Raw genomic sequence first — 20,283 nt, 5'->3', positions numbered from 1 at the left:
TCGCGTATCTGTCCTAAGTAGCGTTTGGCTTTACTCGCTTTCACTTTATCTAAGTCGACAAGCACTAAACCATCAATGCAGTTATTAAACTCAGGGTCGATACTAAAACTTAAAAATTGTACGCCACCTGGCTCACAAAGTTCTGTATATTGTTTGAATAAGGTAGGGACTTGCGCGCCAATATTGGCGAGTACATGCTTAAGTTCAACAAAATCTTCTTTAATATCATCCCCAGCGAATAACTGAGCACATTGTTCTTTTTGTGATTCGGTATGACGATATTCATTGTTTGGAATTGCTAACACTTGTTTTGCACTATAATAATGCTGGTAATAATGAACGAGTAGCGATTTAGCTTGCTCGGGTAGTGCGTTAGATACACTGACTGCACCAAACAAGTAGCGGTATTGTGGGTAACGATTAACAAAGGCGCCGATGCCGAACCACAAATAGTCTAGGCTCTTTCTGCCCCAGTATTTGGGTTGCACAAAGCTGCGACCGAGCTCAATGCCTTTTTCAAAATACGGATCCATATCATCGCTGTAGCTAAATAGGCTATCAGTATATAAACCTTTGCGGCCATGTTTTTCTATAATATCTTGTGCGCAGGCAAGTCGGTATGCGCCGACTAGTTCAAGTTGCTTAGCATCCCACAGTACGAGGTGTTGATAATCCATGTCGTATTTATCTATATCTCGGCGTTTACCACTGCCTTCACCGACTGCACGAAACGCAATTTCACGAAGTCGTCCTAGCTCACGGAAAATTGGTGAGCTACCACAGTATTGATATAGGTAAATTTTCATACCATCAGAGGTTTCACCCAATAACTCACACTCTTCAATGGCTTTTTTTAGATCTTTTGTCGCTTCTGGGCTTGCAATGGGGGTTTGCGTCTTTAACGGCAGAGGTTTTTTAGTGATAAGTCGATACAGCTGCTTTCTTATAAGCTGGGCTATTTCTTTATCTTTTAAATTCTCAATTAAATATGACTCAGGAGGGATGGATGCCCCAATTTCAAACTCTAGTGACTTCTGTCGCTGTTTAAACATTTCTTTGACTAATAATAAACTAGCTAATGGTTTATAAATCATTGAAGTACCATAAAATAGCGGGCTGTTTTTCGCTTTGATATAAATTGGCAAAATAGGTGCATTGGCTTTTTTTGCCATCCTTAAAAAGCCAGAGTTCCATTTACAGTCTTTTATTCCGGTTGGACTTAACCTTGAAACTTCACCGGCAGGGAAGATTAATAGCGCACCGTCTGATTTTAAATGCTGTTGGATATTAGCAAGCTCTTTCTTTTTACTTGTGCCAGAGAGGTTATCAACGGGAAGAAGTAACGAGTGCATAGGGGTGATTGACATCAGCATGCGGTTTGCAACGACTTTTAAGTCAGGACGCACACTTGATAATACTTTTATCAGCGCTAATGCATCGAGTGAACCAATAGGGTGGTTAGCCACAATGACGACATTACCCTCACTCGGAATATGTTCCATTTGCTTAGGCTTGTAGCGCGTGTCAAAGTCCAGCTCATCAAGTACTTGCTCTACAAACTCTAGTCCTTGTAAGTGTGGGTATGCATCACCAAAGGCAACAAACTCTTGCTCATGTAATAAATAACCCAGACCTTTCTTTACTAAGCCTTTTACTTTTGGTGAATTTTCTAACTGTGGTAAATTTGCTTCTATTACTTTATCAACACTGATCATACAAACCTCAAACATAAACGCATTCAGCGATGAGGTTAGGGTAAGAGTTCGCTGTGACAGTTAGGTTGCAGTTGTGTGACTTTTTAAAGAGCGCTTCGAGTACGAAGCAAAATGGAGAAGACAATGATTTTACTTGTAGCTGTAACTGGCCGAGATTGCAGCCAATTAATTGCCCGATTACAAGCGTTATTACCAGAGGTTGACGTGCAGCTTTGGTCTGAGTGTACTGACTACGAAGCAGTTGAGTTTGTACTGGCTTGGAATGCCCCTGCTGATTTATGGCCTAAGCTGGTAAATTTAAAAGCGGTTTCTTCATTCGGTGCAGGCGTTGATAGCATCGACTTAACGAAGATAGCAGCGCATGTTCCCGTTGTTAGAATTGTTGATGATAACCTTGCAAATGACATGGCAGAGTATGTGTTGACTCATGTGTTAGCACACAAGCTTAGGCTTAAAGAATATTATTTAAAACAATCAGCCTGCACTTGGAAGCCAAAGCGAGCGTATTCACATCAACATGTGGGTATCTTGGGTTATGGCGAACTAGGTAAAGCCTGCGCTAAGCGTTTACTTCGCAACGGTTTTCAAGTAAGTGCTTGGTCTAATAGTGAAAAACATGATTCTGAGGTGAATACGTATTACACGCAGCAGGGTTTATATGAAATGCTTGGTCAAATTGATTTTCTCGTTTGCTTACTTCCACTTAATCAACACACTCAGGGCATTATCAATAAATCACTTCTTAGTAAACTGCAAACCCATGCAGTGCTAATTAATGTTGCCAGAGGCAAACATGTGGTTGATGAAGATTTACTGAGGGCACTTGATAGTGAGCAATTACGAGGTGCAACGCTTGATGTATTTAGTGAAGAGCCCTTACCTAAAACACATCCATTTTGGTCTCATGAAAAGATAACCTTAACGCCTCATTGCGCTGCATTATCAGATTTAGAGTCAGTCACTTTGCAAATTGCGGGTAATGTTAAAAGATTAATTGAGGGTAAAAATCTAATAAATCAGGTTGATAGAACAAAAGGTTATTGACGCATTACAAATTAGTTTAATAAACACCTTGTTAACATCTGTAACTTTGCTATTCTGTTGTTGCTCAATAAAAAAACAATAAAAAGAGGCGTTATGAAATCTAATCAAGGTGGGGCTAAATTTAGCCTAGTCGTAGTGTCAGTTATCGTTCTAGGTGTGTCAGCATGGTTTAATCAAGCTAATGCATCTGAGCAACCAGCTCAGGCCATTGATATTAGCCAATCATAACCACAAATCATTGTCAGCTAATGCAGCATGTATAATACCAATCCGTAATAATACTTAATCTTTTTGAGGGATTAAACCTGTCGCTAACTAGGTTAAAATTTTTCATTTAGAACAACTAAATAACGAAATTTTTGCCTTGTTATCAACGAGGCTATGTTACCTCAAAATAGACTACTAAATTAAGCGTATTGGTATAAATGCTGCACTTCAATCGCTTATTCAACTAACTTCTTTTTGAATGTATTTCTCTGTTCTCGTGTTTTTTCTCGTCTGACTTTTTAATCATTACATACGTTGCACCGCTACCACCATGATGTTTAAGAGCACTATGAAACGCTAAAACGGCTGGAATTTCTTGCAGCCATTTGTTGGTGTAACTCTTTAAAATACCCGGCTGTGATTTATTTTTAATGCCAATGCCATGGCGAATTAGTACAACCCGAATATTTCTTTTATGGCAGTCATCAATAAAGTTAAATAGTGTGCTGCGAGCTCGTTGCAAGGGCTGACCATGTAAATCAAGGGTAGCGTCAAGTTGATATTTTGCTAAGCGAAGATTTTTATATACTTGCCCTTGAACGCCATCTTTCTTAAATGCCAATATGCTATGCGGATCTAACAGCTCGACGTATTCACTACGTAAATAATTTTCATCAATTGCTAAATCACACTCTGCGGCTTTACGTTTTTCTTGTTGTGCTAACGAAGGACCTTGCTTTTTGGAATCAAATTGAACTGTGTCATGTTCAAGAGGTTTGACGTCTTCCATTGATGAGAGAAATAAGTCGAAGTCGTTTAATGACATAAGGTACCTCCAAATTATTTATATACGCCGTTTATGGTATCTCAGTTCAATTATTTTGTAAGTAAAAAAAAGCCCAAACAGAAGGCTGTTTGGGCATAAAAGATGATAGATGGGATAGCCTATTCTATCAATTTATCTTAGGAGAAGATTAACCTTGATTGATATTCAATTGGCCAAATGTGTAGACCTTGAATAAATAAAATGTGTTGATCAACACCAAGCTCATATTCGAGATAACGCTTGATGACATCAGATCTAAACTAAACGATAAAAATAATAAACTACACGCGCTAATTGCCGCAAAACGCAGTAATGTGAGCTGGTTAATAAAAAATGCACCTACCCCTAGTGCAAGTAATGTAAAGTTTAAAAGCCAATCTAGCTCGTTTAGCATGGTCGTATCTGATCGTGTCTGTGTTGAAAAAGGAGCGCCATTATGGTGATCTTTTACACAGCTTTCAACCAAGTAATTTTTAATTTTCGGATTAGATTTTTTAATCTATTAATAGCTTTTTCATTGCTGCAATAAAACCGCTTTGTTCTGTTACACGATACTTCTGACAAGTATCTGGTTTATGCTTATCTTGGCATAAGTATATAGTGTTGCGGCTTAGGTCTGCGCGCGGGCTGAGGCTTGAATCAAATAAGTTTGCACCATAGCCAAAAACACCTGGCCAAAATACACTTTGTGAGACCATACCAAGCTTTTCATAAGTGATTAACATCGGTTTTGGTGTAATTAATAGAATTAATACAACAGCTGCGAGTGCGTACCAACGTGTTTTGCTTTTTTTAAGTTCTACTTCAGGGGCTGTTTGTTGCGCTACTTGTGCGCGAGCTTGTTGTTGATTTGACGGTCTTTGACGCTTGGCTTGCGTTGGTTTTTTTCGTTCAGGTGTTTTACCAAGCAAAGATTGTTTTTTTATTTTATTAGACATAAAGCTTATCTGGCCTTTTAAATGTAGGTATCTATAATGAGATTATAACGAAGTTTTTGATATAATAGTCAAATTCAAATCACTTATAGGTTAAATGCGTTACACTCTTGAGTGCAATGAGTGTTTATCTTCATAGTTTAAGAGGAATAGTATGGATACGCAGCTTTCAATTCTTATTGTGGACGACGTAGGCACGGTTCGCAGTTTTTTAAATCAAACATTAATGCACCTAGGTATAGACAATGTGCGTGAGGCTTCTACGGCCGCGCAATGTTTAAGCGCATGCAAAGAAGAAGAATTCAATATTATCTTTTTAGATATTGAATTACCTGATGGTGACGGTAAAGAGATTATCTCACAAATCAATGAAATTTCGCCTGAAGCAAATGTGGTCATGGTTTCGGCCCATTCGACAGTAGAAAATGTTAAAGAGGCGATCGAAAAGGGGGCTAAAGGATTTGTTGTTAAACCTTTTACACCTAAGAAAATTGCAGCGATGCTGAAGAAGTTTTACCCTGAGCTGGAAATTGTCTAGCTAATTAATTTAATGAGGTAAATTGAGCGATTAATTTGTTAAATTCTAAATAAAAAAAAACCGGCATAAGCCGGTTTTTTATATATTCATCAAAAACAAATTATAGCGCTTTGATTTTAGCTGCTAAACGGCTCTTATGACGAGCTGCTTTGTTCTTGTGGATTAGACCTTTAGTTGCGTAACGGTCTAGGATAGGTGTTGCAACAGCGAATGCTGCTTGTGCAGCTTCTTTGTCGCCCGCTTCAATAGCAGTAACTACTTTTTTGAAGTAAGTACGCATCATTGAACGACGGCTTGCGTTATGTTGACGATTTTTTTCGCTCGTAATAGCGCGTTTTTTTGCAGACTTGATGTTAGCCAAGGTTTGCTCCTAACAATCTTAAAATAAGCTTAATTTAAAGGCCGTGGAATATGCCTGTTTTTATCATGAATGTCAACGAAATTTTGACATCTCAAGAAAAACTGCTCCTTATAACGAACATCAATTTGCCGCTTTAGCAGTTAATATCGCCATTGTAACAAAGGGTCGGGTTCCAGCCTAGTGCTTTAAAGATATTTTAGGCATAATCGCCCATCTTAGAGGTTTTTTGATAATAGGTTTAAGGTGGCAAAAGGATTATTTCGTTCTGGGATGATTGTCAGTGCAATGACAATGATTTCGCGTATTTTAGGATTAGTGCGAGATGCTGTTGTAGCGAACCTGCTTGGCGCCAGTGCCGCTGCAGATGTATTTTTGTTTGCCAATCGTATTCCTAACTTTTTAAGACGTTTGTTTGCCGAAGGTGCATTTGCACAAGCCTTTGTGCCGGTTTTATCTGAAATAAAAGAGCAACAAGGTGATGACAAAGTCAGGCTGTTTGTTGCTCAAGCTGCTGGCACTTTAGGAACTATTTTATTAATTGTTACCTTGTTTGGGGTCGTTGCTTCCCCTGTCATAGCAGCCCTATTTGGCACTGGCTGGTTTATCGATTGGTGGCAAGGAGGCGAAAATGCTGAAAAGTTCGTACTTGCCAGTGCGCTTTTAAAACTGACTTTCCCGTATTTATTTTTTGTAAGTTTAGTTGCCCTTAGTGGTGCGGTAATGAACGTATATAATCGTTTTGCTGTTGCGGCGTTTACTCCAGTGCTGTTGAATATATCGATCATTAGTTGCGCTATCTTACTTCATGATAAATTTTCGGTAGGGGCATATGCGCTTGCTATCGGCGTGTTTGTCGGTGGTTTAGTGCAGTTGCTATTTCAATTGCCATTTTTATACCGTGCACGCATGCTGAGCCGCCCAAAGTGGGGATGGCAAGATGAAAACGTTAAAAAAGTCCGAAAACTAATGCTTCCTGCGTTGTTTGGTGTTTCTATCAGTCAAATAAATTTGTTACTCGACACCATGATTGCCTCAATGTTGATGACAGGCTCTATCGCTTGGCTTTACTACTCAGACCGTTTAATTGAGTTTCCTCTTGGCTTATTTGGTATCGGTATCGCAACGGTAATTTTGCCGGCACTGTCAAAGTTGCATAGCACCAAAAGTACTAGAGATTTTCAGCTGACCTTAGACTGGGGAGTAAGGTTTGTTATATTTTTAGGTTTGCCTGCCATGTTTGGTTTAATGGTGATAAGCCCGCTAATTATTACGGTTTTATTTGACCATGGCGCGTTTCAGGACGGTGAAATTGATCATGTGAAAGCGGTAAGTTACGGTGTGATGGCCTATTCTGTGGGATTGGTTAGTTTCATGTTGATCAAGGTGTTAGCACCCGGCTTTTACTCTCGCCAAGATACTAAAACCCCCGTAAAAATAGGCATTAAAACACTCGTGTTGAATATGGTGTTTAATATTATGCTAGCACCATTTATCGGTTATTTGGGGTTAGCGTTGGCAACAGCGATGTCGGCCAGTTGTAATGCTTATTTGTTGTATCATCAACTGCGTAAAGAAGGGGTCTATCAGTTTTCAGTGATGAGTTTAGGTTTTACATTTAAGTGTTTGTTTTCAAGTATATTAATGGCTGCTTCGGTGTGGTTTGTTGGTCAGCAATTTGCGTGGAGAACATGGCACTTTACTGAGCAAGTGCTGCTGTTGAGCGGGTTATTAGTGTTGGCGGTTTTTGTGTACTTTGCGGCCTTATTCATTTTAGGTGTGCGACTAAATACGATAAAAAGTGTTGCAACTACTGAATCAAACTAAAAAAAAGATTATAATCGGCGTTTCAAGCTCGATATCAATGTTTTGGGCTCGCTTATAAAGGCAAAAAGGTGGCATGGAGTTAATTAGAGGTATTCACAATATTCGCGCGCAGCACTATGGCTGTGTGTTGACCATTGGTAATTTTGATGGCGTGCATTTAGGTCATGCTGAAGTGATTAAAGGCTTGCTTCAAGACGCACAAAAACATCAGTTGCCAAGTACCGTGATGTTATTTGAGCCTCAGCCACAAGAGTTTTTTGCCAAAGATAATGCACCAGCGCGTTTGACTCGACTTCGTGATAAGCTCAGCTTACTTGCTAAATTAGGAGTGGAGCGGGTGATTTGCATTAGTTTCAATCAGCAATTTGCCAATATGGAAGCCGAGCAGTTTGTTAGTCATGTACTGGTTGAAAAATTAGGTGTCAAAGCATTAACCGTGGGCGATGACTTTTGCTTTGGTAAACGTCGCCGTGGTGATTTTGCGCTACTGAAAACTATGGGCGCTGAGTTAAACATGGATGTGAAAAGTACTGCAAGTTTTCGCAGACTCAATGATAGGGTGAGCAGTACTCTTATTCGTCATGCGCTTGCTGCAGGGCAATTAGAAGATGCTAAGACCATGTTAGGTCATGGATACGCAATTTCTGGGCGCGTTATTCATGGTTGGGCAAAAGGCCGTGAATTAGGGTTCAGAACCGCCAATATTGCATTGAAACGCCAAGTATGCCCTGTGAATGGGGTGTTTGCGGTGCGAGCAAAAGTTGGTAATAAAGAATTATTTGGGGTTGCAAATATTGGCAACAAACCCACATTTAATGGGACACGTGCATTGTTAGAAGTTCATCTCTTCGACTTTGCGCAAGACATTTATGGACAATTCATGCACGTGGAGCTAATCAAGAAGCTTCGCGATGAGAAAAAATTCGAGACATTAACACAACTGACGGCGCAGATTGCAGATGATGTAACCGCCGCTAAGCAGTGTTTTGGTTTAAATTAGGTAGCCGATACGGAAAGTAGGATTAATGAGCGACTACAAACATACTTTGAATTTACCGGAAACAGCGTTTCCAATGCGCGGCAATTTGGCACAACGTGAACCAAAGATGCTTAAGACATGGTATGAAGACGATCTATATGGTCAAATTCGCAGCGCTAAAAAAGGTAAAAAAACCTTCATTTTGCATGACGGCCCTCCGTATGCAAACGGTGATATCCATTTAGGCCACTCGGTAAACAAAATCCTTAAAGATATTATTGTTAAGTCAAAAACCTTGTCTGACTTCGACGCACCTTATGTGCCGGGTTGGGACTGCCACGGTTTACCTATTGAATTAATGGTTGAAAAGAAAGTAGGCAAGCCTGGCGTGAAAGTGTCTGCCGCTGAGTTTCGTGAAAAGTGCCGTGCATACGCCAAAAAACAAGTTGAAGGTCAAAAAACAGACTTTAAACGTCTTGGTGTATTTGGTGACTGGGACAAGCCTTACTTAACAATGAACTTTGACTTTGAAGCGAACGCAATTCGCGTACTTGGTCGCATCATTAAAAATGGTCACTTACATAAAGGTGCTAAGCCTGTTCACTGGTGTACAGATTGTGGTTCAGCACTCGCTGAAGCGGAAGTTGAATACCAAGATAAACAGTCACCAGCAATCGATGTTCGTTTTGAATTTGCTGATCAAGACGCTGTTATTGATGCGTTCGAACTAGCAGAGGGCCATCATGGCACTGGTGCTGTTAGTACCGCCATTTGGACGACAACACCTTGGACATTACCAGCTAACCGTGCAGTAGCAGTTCACGAAAAGCTTGAATATGCCCTAGTTCAAGTTGATGACGAAGGCGCACAGCAGCGTTTAATTTTAGGTTCAGAGCTAGTAAAAGATGCAATGGACCGTTATGGCTTTAAGCATTACCATGTACTAGGTTATGTAAAAGGTGCGGCACTTGAGAATTTACAGGTTGCTCACCCGTTCTATGACTTCACAGTGCCTGTAATTGTTGCTGATCACGTAACGACTGATTCTGGTACTGGTGTTGTTCATACTGCGCCTGGTCACGGTCAAGAGGATTTCGCGGCAGGTCTTGCTTATGGTTTAGAAGTTGCTAACCCTGTTGGTGCAAACGGTGTTTACTTACCTGACACACCAATGTTTGCTGGTCAGCACGTATTTAAAGCAAATGCGAGCGTGATTGACGTATTAACTGAAAACAATGCGTTATTACACCATCATGCGCTTACACATAGCTACCCACATTGCTGGCGTCATAAAACACCAATTATCTTCCGTGCTACGCCACAGTGGTTTGTAAGTATGGATCAAGCTAACCTTCGTCAAGATTCATTAAATGAAATCAAAAAGACTGAGTGGTTACCTGAGTGGGGCGAGAGCCGCATTGCTAACATGGTTGAAGGCCGTCCTGATTGGTGTATTTCACGCCAACGTACATGGGGTGTGCCAATTGCACTATTCGTTGATAAAGATACTGGTGCTCTTCATCCAAATACGCAAGAGCTAATCGAAGAAGCTGCGAAACTGGTTGAAAAATCAGGTATTCAAGCTTGGTATGACTTAGACCCTGCAACCTTACTTGGTGATGACGCTGAGCAATACATGAAGGTACAAGATACCCTAGATGTATGGTTTGATTCAGGCGTGACTCACGCATGTGTGGTTGATGCTCGTGAAGATTTAACGAGTCCAGCAGATCTTTATTTAGAAGGTTCTGATCAACACCGTGGTTGGTTCATGTCGTCAATGATGACTTCGGTTGCTATCAATGGTCATGCGCCATATAAGCAAGTGTTAACACACGGTTTCACAGTTGATGAAAACGGCCGCAAGATGTCTAAATCATTAGGCAATGTAATTTCGCCACAAAACGTGATGAACAAACTAGGTGCTGATATCTTACGTTTATGGGTTGCATCAACTGACTTTACAGCCGAAATGACTGTATCTGATGAAATCTTTAAACGTTCAGCTGACCGTTATCGTCGTATCCGTAACACCAGCCGTTACTTACTTGCGAACCTTAATGGTTTTGATCCTAAAACGGATCAAGTTGCAATTGAAGACATGGTTGAGCTTGATCGTTGGATTGTGGGTCGTGCAGCTGAGCTGCAAGATGAAATCTTAGCGGCTTATGACAAGTACCAAATGTTACTTGTAACGCAAAAGCTAATGAACTTCTGTACTGGTGAGCTTGGTTCGTTCTACCTAGACGTAATCAAAGATCGTCAATACACAGCGAAAAGCGACAGCCACGCGCGTCGTTCATGTCAAACTGCGCTTTACCACATTGCCGAAGCAATGACGCGTTGGATGGCACCGATTTTAAGCTTCACCGCGCAAGAAATTTGGGAAGCATTACCAGGTGAGCGTGACAAATTCGTATTCACTTCAGTGTGGTACGATGGCTTACAAGCATCTTCACAAGGTAAATTCAGCAACGATGATTGGTTAACAATCCTTAATGTTCGTGATGAAGTAAACCGTGTGCTAGAAGCTGCTCGTAAAGAAGACGTTATTGGTGCAACACTACAAGCAAACGTAAGCATCTACGCTAGTGAAGAGCTAAGCTCGAAATTAGCTGCATTAGGTGATGAGCTGCGCTTTGTATTATTAACTTCAGGCGTGACAGTTGAAACAGTGACAGAGCAGCCTGAAGGTACTCAGGTGACTGAGATTGATGGTTTATTCATTAAAGTTGCCGCAACAACTGCTGAAAAATGTGAGCGTTGTTGGCATTACTGTGATGATGTAGGTGCTGATCCAGCACACCCTGAAATCTGTGGCCGTTGTGTAAGTAATGTTGACGGCGATGGTGAACAGCGTCAGTTCGCATAGGAGTTGTTAGTGAGCAAACTAGCCGGAAAAAGTGGCTTGGTTTGGTTATGGCTGAGTCTACTACTTTTAGTAGTAGACCATGCGACAAAAACACTTGTCGTTAATACCATGGCCTACAAAGAGTCGATAGATATTCTGCCGTTCTTTAATTTCACCTATGTACATAACTATGGTGCAGCATTTAGCTTTTTAAGTGATTCTGGTGGTTGGCAGCGCTGGTTTTTTAGTTTGATTGCTGTGTCGATCAGTGTGTTATTAGTGTGGTGGCTTAAACGCTTACCAGCGACGAACAAGGTCTTGTGTTCTGCTTATGCGTTAGTGTTAGCCGGCGCGATTGGCAATTTATACGACCGCATCGCTTATGGCTATGTTATTGACTTCTTACACGTATATTATGAAAATTGGCACTTTCCTGTTTTTAATATTGCCGATTGTGCAATTTGCATCGGTGCCGCATTACTTTTATTTGATGCCTTCACAGGCGAAAGTCCTAAGGAGCAACAAGCATGAGCCAAGCTGTAATTGGTGAAAACTCTGAAGTGATCTTTCATTTCTCAATTAAATTAGAGGATGGCTCAGCAGCCGATTCAACTAAGGTGCATAATAAACCTGCAAAATTGCGAATGGGTGATGGTAGCCTGACAGAAAACTTTGAAAAATGTTTACTAGGTTTAGCTGCTGGTGACAGTAAGTCATTTGCGTTGGAGCCAGAGGATGCATTTGGTCAGCCAAATCCAGATAACATTTATTATGTAGACCGCAGCAAGTTTGGTGCAGAGACCCCTGCTGAAGTAGGTAATATTATAGCTTTTACTCAGCCTGATGGTACTGAATTACCAGGACTTGTTCGTGAAGTGCAAGGTGACTCTGTCACGATTGATTTTAATCACCCACTTGCGGGACAACGCTTAACCTTTGAAGTCGATATTTTAGAGGTAACAGGTTAATGGATATTTTATTAGCAAATCCACGTGGTTTTTGTGCCGGTGTTGATCGTGCAATTAGTATTGTGGAACGTGCACTTGATATCTTTGAAAAACCTATCTATGTGCGCCATGAAGTGGTTCATAATCGATATGTTGTTGATGGACTTAAAAATCGTGGTGCAGTATTTGTTGAAGAGCTAGATCAGGTGCCTGACGACAGCATTGTCATTTTTAGCGCTCATGGTGTATCGCAAGCTGTTCGCAACGAAGCAAAACGTCGTGATCTCAAAGTGTTTGATGCAACTTGCCCACTAGTAACAAAAGTACATATGGAAGTAACACGTGCAAGCCGCAAAGGGACTGAGTGCGTGTTAATCGGTCACCATGGGCACCCTGAAGTCGAAGGTACAATGGGGCAGTATGACAACGAAAAGGGTGGTATTTATTTAGTAGAAACCCCTGAGGATGTTGCTAGCTTAACGGTTAAAAACCCTGAAAATCTGTTTTACTGTAGCCAAACAACCTTATCTGTTGATGATACGGCAGATGTGATTGATGCACTTCGTACTAAGTTTCCGGCGATTGATGGTCCGCGTAAAGATGACATTTGTTATGCTACGCAAAACCGTCAAGATGCCGTTCGTGACTTGGCAGATAAAGTAGATGTACTGCTTGTTGTGGGGGCTAAAAATAGCTCTAACTCAAATCGTTTACGTGAGCTTGCTGACAAAATGGGAACGACCGCTTATTTAATCGATGATGCGAGTAATGTTGAAGCTGATTGGTTTAACAATGTAAATGCTGTCGGTGTCACTGCAGGCGCATCTGCACCAGAAGTTTTAGTTCAGCAGGTAATTGCACGTCTAAAAGAATTAGGTGGTAATCAAGTTGTTGAAAATCCAGGTGAAGAAGAGAACATAGTATTTGCTGTTCCCGTTGAGCTACGCTAATCTAAACAGTTAGTAGACAACAATAAAAGAGGAGCCCATGAGCAAACAGCCAAATTCAAACGGCTTGCTGATTGCGGCTCTTTTTCAATCCCGTGGTGTCCTTGCCACACTGATCGTCAGCCAAGTCATTGCTATTTTACTCGCTTTCTCGCCAATGAGTTTAGGTGATGTGTGGTCACGTCTTGCAATATTTAGCTGCTTTTTACACCTTATCTTTCTTTCTAGTTTATCTTTACTTTATTTGAGTCGAGTTATACTCATAAAGCTATCACAGACGCATCAGCTGACCATTTTAATTTTATCCTTACTTGGATTAACTTACGTTTATAGCTGGCTGTTTTTGACTCTATTTTCAGATGTTTTTTCTATGGAGTCGAGAGCAAACTTTATTGGCAGTAACCTACTAATTGTGTTTTTAGTAGCGGCACTATTTGGTCAGTTTTTGCATATTCATAATCAAAAAGAGCTGCAAACTAAAGCGTTAGCTCAGGCTGAGCTAGATGCATTGCAAGCAAGAATTCGGCCCCATTTTTTGTTTAATAGTTTAAATACGGCCGCTGAGCTTACACATTATGATGCTGACGCCGCAGAGCAGGCAATTTTAGCACTGGCGGCGCTATCACAGGCAGCTATGCGAAGCGGTAAAGCGATTAAGCTTGTTGACGAAATCACCTTGTGCCAACAGTATGTAGCACTTGAACGTTGGCGATACGGTGAACGGTTAGCTTTAAGTTGGAAATTACCTGAGGCGCTGCCAGATATTGATATTCCCTGTTTAACAATTCAACCAATTATTGAAAATGCCGTATTTTATGGTGTGGAGCCCGCTGAGCTGGGAAATATCTCGGTCGAAATGCATCAATCAGACAAAGCTTATACCTTCATTATAACTAACCCAGTCGCAGCACAAGTGAGCCATTCGCGAACAGGTAATGGTATGGCGCTTGATAATATTCGTCAGCGCTTGGCGCTGTTTTATAATCAAAGAGCGCAACTTACGACTACTATTCGTGATGGAATTTTTAGAGTGAAGCTAGTTATACCAAAGCAGAGGGGCGCATGATAAAAGTATTGATTGCTGATGATGAGCCTTTAGCAAGGGCACGTATCAAACGTTTATTATCTACTAATGAGGGTTATACTGTGGTTGGTGAAGCAAGTAATGGTGAACAAGCGATAGAGCTTTGTAAGTGCTTGCAACCTGATTTAGTCATGCTTGATATTAATATGCCTAAGCTGACTGGGTTAGAGGTAGCAGCAGAGCTAAAGCAGTTTTCTATCCCTCCTGCAGTTATGTTTTTAACAGCACATGCCGAGCATGCGTTAACTGCATTTGAGCTCGCTGTTGATGGTTATTTAGTTAAACCTGTTTCTGAGCAAGCATTAACCAAAGCAATGGCTCAACTTAGTAAATTAAACCGGACTCAAGTAAGCCCACCTGAAAATAACTATATTAGTTATCAACTTGCTGGCGTATTGAGAAGGATAAATGTGGATGATGTTATATGCTGTATCGCTGAACAAAAATACACTCGAGTTGTATTTTTCAAAGGTGAAGCGCTTATTGAACAGAGTTTAAAGCAACTCGAGCAAACCTATCCGTTACAGCTACTGCGAATTCATCGCAACACGCTTGTGAATTCACAGCATATTGTAAGTCTTAATAACTCGTTGACGGGTGGTCATACCGTGATTATGAAGCAATTTGAAGAGCCGTTAGCTGTTAGTCGTCGAGAGCTTAAAAATGTTAAAGCTGCGATGGGTAAGTAAAAGTCACCTAATTAGTCTTTCCTATTGGTTTTGGCTCTTTCTGGGTCAATGGTATTAGCTTCAATGAGGGAGGAATACCGCTTATCGAGCATTTTGACCGCTTATCCATATTCAGATTGTGATTTATTAGTGTTCTTTTATTCTTACGGTATGTAAAAGTATCCGTAATTTCATCATGTTTAAACATCCTGACCAGCAAGGTTTTACTTTAATCGAAGTACTTATTGCCTTTGTTATTTTAAGTTTTGGTTTATTAGGCGCTGTGGCCCTCCAAGCAAAAGCTAAGCAAGCAAGCTTCGATGCATTGCAACGCTCTGCTGCAATTGCGTTAGGCAATGACATTATTCAACGCATGCGAGCTAATGATTCTTCAGGCTTTGCAGGTTTGTATAATGGAGAATTTAGCAGTGAATCTTCGGCTGGTGCAGTACAACCGTGTCTTAACGCTAGATGTTCTGCGCAACAAATCGCAGCATTCGATAAACAACAGTGGATACGAGCCATTCAAGCACGTGAAAATACAGGTGCTTTAGATGACGCAACAGTGTGTATAAGTAGCACCCCTGTCGCTGCAGGGAGTGCAAATGAGTTCAATATTCAAGTTGTGATCAGTTGGCGAGGTAGACAAGAGTTATCAGCCAGCAAAGAAAATAATGCTGTCAAATGTGGCGCTGCTAATGATAAGCGTCGTTTGGTTGTTCTTGATAGTTATATCTATTTAAGGTCTTGATATGAAGAAACATAATGGATTTACACTGGTTGAGGTAATGGTCGCTTTATTTATAGGTGGCCTGGTTCTTGGTGGAGTGATGTTTACTTATATCAGTATGAAAGTAACTACAAAAGATACAATGGCTATTGGTGAGTTACAGGAAACAGGTCGTTTAGCATTAAATATAATGCAACGTGATATAGAACAAATCGGCTTTTGGGGCACCTTTTATGAAGACTCGTTTTCGAGTGATAACACTGATACCACACGGGTTAATAACCCAGGTAATGACTGTTCAGCAGGCTTGAACAATGCAAGCTTTCCAGATGCTAATGCAAATACAAACTTTCGCTCGGTTTATGCAATAGAAGCAAGTTCAGCCAATGCTTTAGGCTGTATTAACGATGCTAATCAAAACTCCGATATTTTACAGGTTAAGTTTTTAGAAGGACTACAAATCCAACCTAACAGTACTAATAACAGAAACTTTTATTTTGTTGCTGAGCAAGAGTTTGGGCTTTTTTCTCGAGGACCGATAGCTGCAGGCGCAATAAATGGGAATGCAACAATTTGGCGTTACAGGCACCATGTCTACTACATTTCAGAGCAAACGTTTAGTTTTAACAAAAAGACAGTCAAAGTACCCGCTCTAAAACGAATGAGGCTAACAGTAAATGCAGGTATGAGAAAAGAAACCATCATGGAAGGGGTTGAGAATTTACATTTTGTTTTTGGCTTGGATACGACTAATAACAGTCGTGTAGACACTTATAAAAGTATTACTGATATGACAGAAAGTGACTGGGAAAATCGCCGAGGAATTTTAACGGTTCAGGTGTTTTTATTAGCCAGAACGCTAATGCCTGATGCAAATGTAAAGGTTACTAATCAAACATACACGTTAGGAGAAGGTACTAGCGGTAGGGTGCTTAAATTTAATGACAATTACAGGCGAGCTCTTTTTACAACAACAATTAGGCTTAACAATGTGGGGGCAAATTTATGGCGCATGTAACCTTAGCAAAAAAGCAACAAGGCGTTGTATTAATTGTAGCATTGATAATGGTGGTAGCTGTTACAGGGATTGCTGTTACTTTAATGAATAGTAGTTCTATTGATATAAAAATAACAAACGCAGTACAAGAACGTGAAGTCGCTGAAAATGAGTTATTTGGTAATGTTCAGCAAGTAATTGCAGCAGAGGCCACAAAAGGCGGCGATAGTGCTTTTCTGATGAAAGCTGCAGAAATACCTGAGGGGGGCTTTGTAATTGGAAGGGTTGGCAATACAACTAACACCATGACTAACTTAAATAATGGTGCCTTAGATTTACCTTGTCCTCGAAAATATAATTTCACCTCAGGCGTAGCATGCAACATGATTCAGGTTAATAGCACAATAACTTATGGCAAGAAAAGTACTCATGTTCTGACAATAACTACGGGGGTTGCCCAAGAAATGGCAAGCCTAAATACGGGTGGTTAGAGAAGGAAAGCAAAATGAAAGCCAGTACTATTTTACTTTTTTTTATGTGTATATTTGCCTTAATATTTATCGTGCCAGGGTATGCTGATGATACAGAGCTATATGTAAATTACGATAAAGATTTAGCTGAAAAGACACGAGTATTATTTGTGTTAGATACATCAGGAAGTATGCTCCGTTCAGCAGAAACTGGTTTACAATGTCGTGATCCATACACTAGCTTTTTATTAGAGTGTCCAGATAGCCGAATAAATGCAGCCCGAAATGTAATTACAAGAGTTATTAACTCCAACCCCGATATGGATTTTGGTTTATTTCGTTTTTCAGCGAATGAAGGTGGATATTTAAAAGCAAAGTTAGGAACAGATCACAAAACAATAAAAAATATTATTAGTAACATATCAGCTGGGGGATCTACTCCAGTCACAGAGACTTTATGGGAAACTTATCGGTATTTAACCGGGCAAAGTGTTGATTTTGCGAAACTAATTGATCCTTCAATGCGAGATACGACAGCGGAAAAAGATCAGCAATATGTGTCGCCTTTTAGTTCTCCAAATAAACGGTGTGATAATACAGTCAATATTATTCTTATTTCTGATGGTGAGCCTCAGTGGGATAATAGCCGTGATGCTTATATACAAAATATTTACCGAAACTATTTTGGTACAACAGCGCCTTCTTATCCTGTGAATGATTATGAACCAGATAGCCATTTAGCTGCATTAGCAAAAATTATTCATGGAACAAAGAATGTAAAGGTTGATTTGTATACCAAAACATCATCTGTAAATGACCAAGGGGTAATTTATACCGTAGGTTTTGGCAGTGGTATCACTGATAACAATGAAGCACTGCTTACGAAAACTGCTGAGTTTGGTGGCGGCCAATATCTTTTTGCAAATAATGCGAAAGGGTTATCTGAAGCAATCGATAAGGCCTTCGCAGTCATTAGAGAGGATAGTGGAGATTTTACTGCACCCGCTATTACTTCGAATAATAGAGATCAGACTCGTAGTAGAGATGCTTTGTATTACACGATGTTCTATCCAAGCACTAACGCTCGTTGGCGAGGAAACCTAAAGAAACTGAAAGTGTCGGGTGATTCAATCGTTGATGCAACTGGTAAGTCTGCATTGAATACTCAAGGACTAATTGCTAAGAATGCAAGAACATTTTGGCTTCCAGATGAAGAGAGCCCTGATGGTAATTCTGTTGAATTAGGTGGGGTCAACCTTTACTTATCAAGTATTTCAAGTTTACCAAAAGGTGGACGCAAAGTTTTAAGTAACCTTAGTGGGCGTATGCTTAACTTTACCCGCTACCGTGTTGTTTATCACTATAAGACAATTGCAAAGGCTGCTGCAGTTTTTGAAGCAAAACCAGAAGAAGTTGAAGATTTAATTAATTGGTCAAGAGGTCTCGATGTAGATGATGAGAATAATGATTACTCAACATCTGACTCACGAAAAGATATTTTTGGTGACCCACTTCACTCTAGGCCTGTCACTATTGATTATGGTAACGATGACGTTCGTATTTTAATAGGTACAAATGCTGGCTACTTACATATGTTTCAAGATAAGAACGATGTGTTAAGTGAAAGTTGGGCTTTCATTCCTAGACATCTATATAAAATTATAAAACCGCTGAGAGATAACCAGAGAAATAATAAAGTTTATGGTATCGATGGGCCTATCTCGGTATTTTTTGATGATAAAAATAAGGATGGTATTGTTGGTAAAGGTGATCGAGTTTGGGCATTTTTTGGTTTAAGGCGAGGCGGTAATAATTACTACGGACTTGATATTACAAAGCCTGATTCACCAAAAGTATTGTGGGGGGGACCAATTGTTGGCGGTTCTGGTGATTTTCAAGAACTAGCTCAAACATGGTCTAAAGCACAAGTAGCCTATATAAATTTGCGAGGCTATAAAGACCGTCCTGTACTCATCTTTGGTGCGGGCTATGATACCAACAAAGATAATAGACAACGTTCATCAGACTCTAAAGGAAGGGGAATATATATTGTTGATGCAGAGACAGGAAAAAAAATCTGGGCGCTGACACCATCGCAAAATGGTTTCCAAGGAAAGCACAGTATAGCTTCTGATATTGCTCTTGTTGACTCTGACTATGATGGTTATATAGATCGTTTGTATGCGAGCGACACAGGTGGAGATATTTGGCGAATTGATATGGCTACAGATAACTCCAATAATTGGACACACTTCAAGTTAGCGAGCCTTGGAGGTACTTATGCTAGTACAGATCGGCGTTTCTTCTATAAACCAACTATTGCAAGAAGTGTGTACAGTAAAGTTTCTGAGGTTGTTGTTAATGGTAAGTCAACAATAACACGTTTAGATACTCCGTTTGATGCGGTTTTAATAGGCAGTGGGAACCGTGCAAAGCCGACTTTGACATCGGTAAAAGATCAGTTATTTATGATCCGGGATATAAATACTGTGACTAAGTCTTTCACTGGGAATAATGTCCCTACTACAATTACTCACTCTGATTTAATGAATGTAAGTTCTGATCCATTTGCCAAGCAACTAGATGATATTAAAGGCTTTGTTAACCTTGAAATTGAGTTATCTCGTTTTCATGGTTGGTATTATAACTTGCCGATAAAAGGAGAGAAATCGTTAGCCGCAAGTACTGTTGTGGGTGGTGTCGCCTACTTTACAAGTTTTTCACCGGGTTCGACAAGTAATATTACAGACCAATGTAGTCTAAGCGGGGGAAGTGGGGGGCTCTATGCTTTTCACTTGCATTATGGAACAAAAGTATATGATGAACTTAAGTACGAAACTGGGAATGATGTACCTGATACACCGCAATTATTTTTCGGTGAAAATGATAAAGGTGAAAGTCAGTTCATGTTGATTGGAACTGGAATCATTGGTGAAAAAGCGCCATTTGTGGCAAAAGGGGTTTTGGGTCCCGGATTGAATATTGAAAATGGTAAAGTCAAATTAGTCAGTAATGATCGGCTTGGATTTGAAGTTCAACAAACTTATATATATAAACAAGAAAGGTTTGACCAAAGTCAGTGAAAATTAATGGTTTATAATTGATTGCTGATGATAACCTTTATTTGTGGTGTTATTTCTCTCTTTTTGGGATGTTAAAT

Annotated in this window: 20 protein-coding genes; 15 read left to right on the top strand and 5 right to left on the bottom strand. The window is 40.2% G+C overall.

Annotated elements, in window-relative coordinates; all coding sequences use genetic code 11:
• The coding region (locus L1D46_RS14420; RefSeq protein ID WP_239977737.1) for a lysophospholipid acyltransferase family protein at positions 1–1,715 on the bottom strand (1,715 nt) is incomplete at its 3' end.
• A 123-nt stretch (positions 1,716–1,838) separates the two neighbouring features.
• On the opposite strand from L1D46_RS14420, the gene L1D46_RS14415 reads away from it, so the two are divergent.
• A complete protein-coding gene (locus tag L1D46_RS14415) occupies positions 1,839–2,759 on the top strand; it encodes a glyoxylate/hydroxypyruvate reductase A (protein ID WP_167658479.1) in 921 nt (306 codons plus the stop codon).
• Positions 2,760–2,852: 93 nt separating this feature from the next.
• The gene (locus L1D46_RS20935; RefSeq protein ID WP_256854724.1) at positions 2,853–2,987 is read left to right on the top strand and encodes a hypothetical protein; all 135 of its coding nucleotides are present in this window, start codon (positions 2,853–2,855) and stop codon (positions 2,985–2,987) included.
• Between the two features lie 223 nt (positions 2,988–3,210).
• Here the strand turns inward: L1D46_RS20935 and smrA are convergent, their stop codons facing one another.
• The 3 genes from smrA to L1D46_RS14400 form a co-directional block, all read right to left on the bottom strand.
• Entirely contained in the window at positions 3,211–3,792 is a 582-nt protein-coding gene (gene smrA, locus L1D46_RS14410; protein WP_130051923.1) for a DNA endonuclease SmrA, read from the bottom strand.
• 148 nt (positions 3,793–3,940) lie between these two features.
• Positions 3,941–4,186: a hypothetical protein gene (locus L1D46_RS14405; protein ID WP_239977736.1), complete on the bottom strand. Its 246-nt coding sequence runs from the start codon at positions 4,184–4,186 to the stop codon at positions 3,941–3,943.
• 100 nt (positions 4,187–4,286) lie between these two features.
• On the bottom strand, positions 4,287–4,730 hold the full coding sequence (locus tag L1D46_RS14400) for a hypothetical protein (protein WP_130051922.1): 444 nt from the start codon (positions 4,728–4,730) through the stop codon (positions 4,287–4,289).
• 151 nt (positions 4,731–4,881) lie between these two features.
• On the opposite strand from L1D46_RS14400, the gene L1D46_RS14395 reads away from it, so the two are divergent.
• A complete protein-coding gene (locus L1D46_RS14395; protein WP_239977735.1) occupies positions 4,882–5,265 on the top strand; it encodes a response regulator in 384 nt (127 codons plus the stop codon).
• A gap of 100 nt (positions 5,266–5,365) precedes the next feature.
• Here L1D46_RS14395 and rpsT read toward each other — a convergent pair whose 3' ends face one another.
• Positions 5,366–5,626, bottom strand: a complete 261-nt coding sequence (gene rpsT / locus L1D46_RS14390; protein WP_054561913.1) for a 30S ribosomal protein S20 — start codon at positions 5,624–5,626, stop codon at positions 5,366–5,368.
• 243 nt (positions 5,627–5,869) lie between these two features.
• Here rpsT and murJ point away from each other — a divergent pair, with 243 nt between their 5' ends.
• From murJ to L1D46_RS14330, 12 genes are all read left to right on the top strand, one after another.
• Positions 5,870–7,450 carry a murein biosynthesis integral membrane protein MurJ gene (gene murJ / locus L1D46_RS14385; protein ID WP_276319779.1) on the top strand — a complete coding sequence of 527 codons (1,581 nt, stop codon included), beginning with the start codon at positions 5,870–5,872 and terminating at the stop codon, positions 7,448–7,450.
• 73 nt (positions 7,451–7,523) lie between these two features.
• Entirely contained in the window at positions 7,524–8,450 is a 927-nt protein-coding gene (ribF, locus tag L1D46_RS14380) for a bifunctional riboflavin kinase/FAD synthetase (protein WP_130051921.1), read from the top strand.
• A 25-nt stretch (positions 8,451–8,475) separates the two neighbouring features.
• Complete coding sequence (gene ileS, locus L1D46_RS14375) at positions 8,476–11,301, top strand: isoleucine--tRNA ligase (protein ID WP_239977734.1); 2,826 nt, start codon at positions 8,476–8,478, stop codon at positions 11,299–11,301.
• Positions 11,302–11,310: 9 nt separating this feature from the next.
• Positions 11,311–11,811: a signal peptidase II gene (gene lspA, locus L1D46_RS14370; protein ID WP_130051919.1), complete on the top strand. Its 501-nt coding sequence runs from the start codon at positions 11,311–11,313 to the stop codon at positions 11,809–11,811.
• On the top strand, positions 11,808–12,248 hold the full coding sequence (gene fkpB, locus L1D46_RS14365; RefSeq protein ID WP_130051918.1) for an FKBP-type peptidyl-prolyl cis-trans isomerase: 441 nt from the start codon (positions 11,808–11,810) through the stop codon (positions 12,246–12,248). The genes lspA and fkpB overlap by 4 nt, the downstream gene beginning before the upstream one ends.
• The gene (gene ispH / locus L1D46_RS14360) at positions 12,248–13,177 is read left to right on the top strand and encodes a 4-hydroxy-3-methylbut-2-enyl diphosphate reductase (protein WP_130051917.1); all 930 of its coding nucleotides are present in this window, start codon (positions 12,248–12,250) and stop codon (positions 13,175–13,177) included. Before fkpB ends, ispH begins: the two co-directional genes overlap by 1 nt.
• Positions 13,178–13,214: 37 nt before the next feature.
• Positions 13,215–14,240, top strand: a complete 1,026-nt coding sequence (locus tag L1D46_RS14355) for a histidine kinase (RefSeq protein WP_130051916.1) — start codon at positions 13,215–13,217, stop codon at positions 14,238–14,240.
• On the top strand, positions 14,237–14,947 hold the full coding sequence (locus L1D46_RS14350) for a LytTR family DNA-binding domain-containing protein (protein WP_275668459.1): 711 nt from the start codon (positions 14,237–14,239) through the stop codon (positions 14,945–14,947). The genes L1D46_RS14355 and L1D46_RS14350 overlap by 4 nt, the downstream gene beginning before the upstream one ends.
• Before the next feature lie 175 nt (positions 14,948–15,122).
• Positions 15,123–15,677 carry a type IV pilus modification protein PilV gene (pilV, locus tag L1D46_RS14345; RefSeq protein ID WP_130051915.1) on the top strand — a complete coding sequence of 185 codons (555 nt, stop codon included), beginning with the start codon at positions 15,123–15,125 and terminating at the stop codon, positions 15,675–15,677.
• Position 15,678: 1 nt separating this feature from the next.
• Positions 15,679–16,674 carry a PilW family protein gene (locus tag L1D46_RS14340; protein WP_130051914.1) on the top strand — a complete coding sequence of 332 codons (996 nt, stop codon included), beginning with the start codon at positions 15,679–15,681 and terminating at the stop codon, positions 16,672–16,674.
• Complete coding sequence (locus L1D46_RS14335) at positions 16,662–17,144, top strand: pilus assembly protein PilX (RefSeq protein WP_130051913.1); 483 nt, start codon at positions 16,662–16,664, stop codon at positions 17,142–17,144. Before L1D46_RS14340 ends, L1D46_RS14335 begins: the two co-directional genes overlap by 13 nt.
• 14 nt (positions 17,145–17,158) lie before the next feature.
• Positions 17,159–20,206, top strand: a complete 3,048-nt coding sequence (locus L1D46_RS14330) for a PilC/PilY family type IV pilus protein (RefSeq protein ID WP_239977733.1) — start codon at positions 17,159–17,161, stop codon at positions 20,204–20,206.
• Positions 20,207–20,283: the final 77 nt, after the last annotated feature.

Origin of the sequence: Pseudoalteromonas sp. Isolate3 (assembly GCF_022398505.1) — a bacterium.
In the GTDB taxonomy this organism is placed as follows: Bacteria; Pseudomonadota; Gammaproteobacteria; order Enterobacterales; family Alteromonadaceae; genus Pseudoalteromonas; species Pseudoalteromonas apostichopi.
This window is presented reverse-complemented; position numbering and strand designations above follow the sequence as displayed.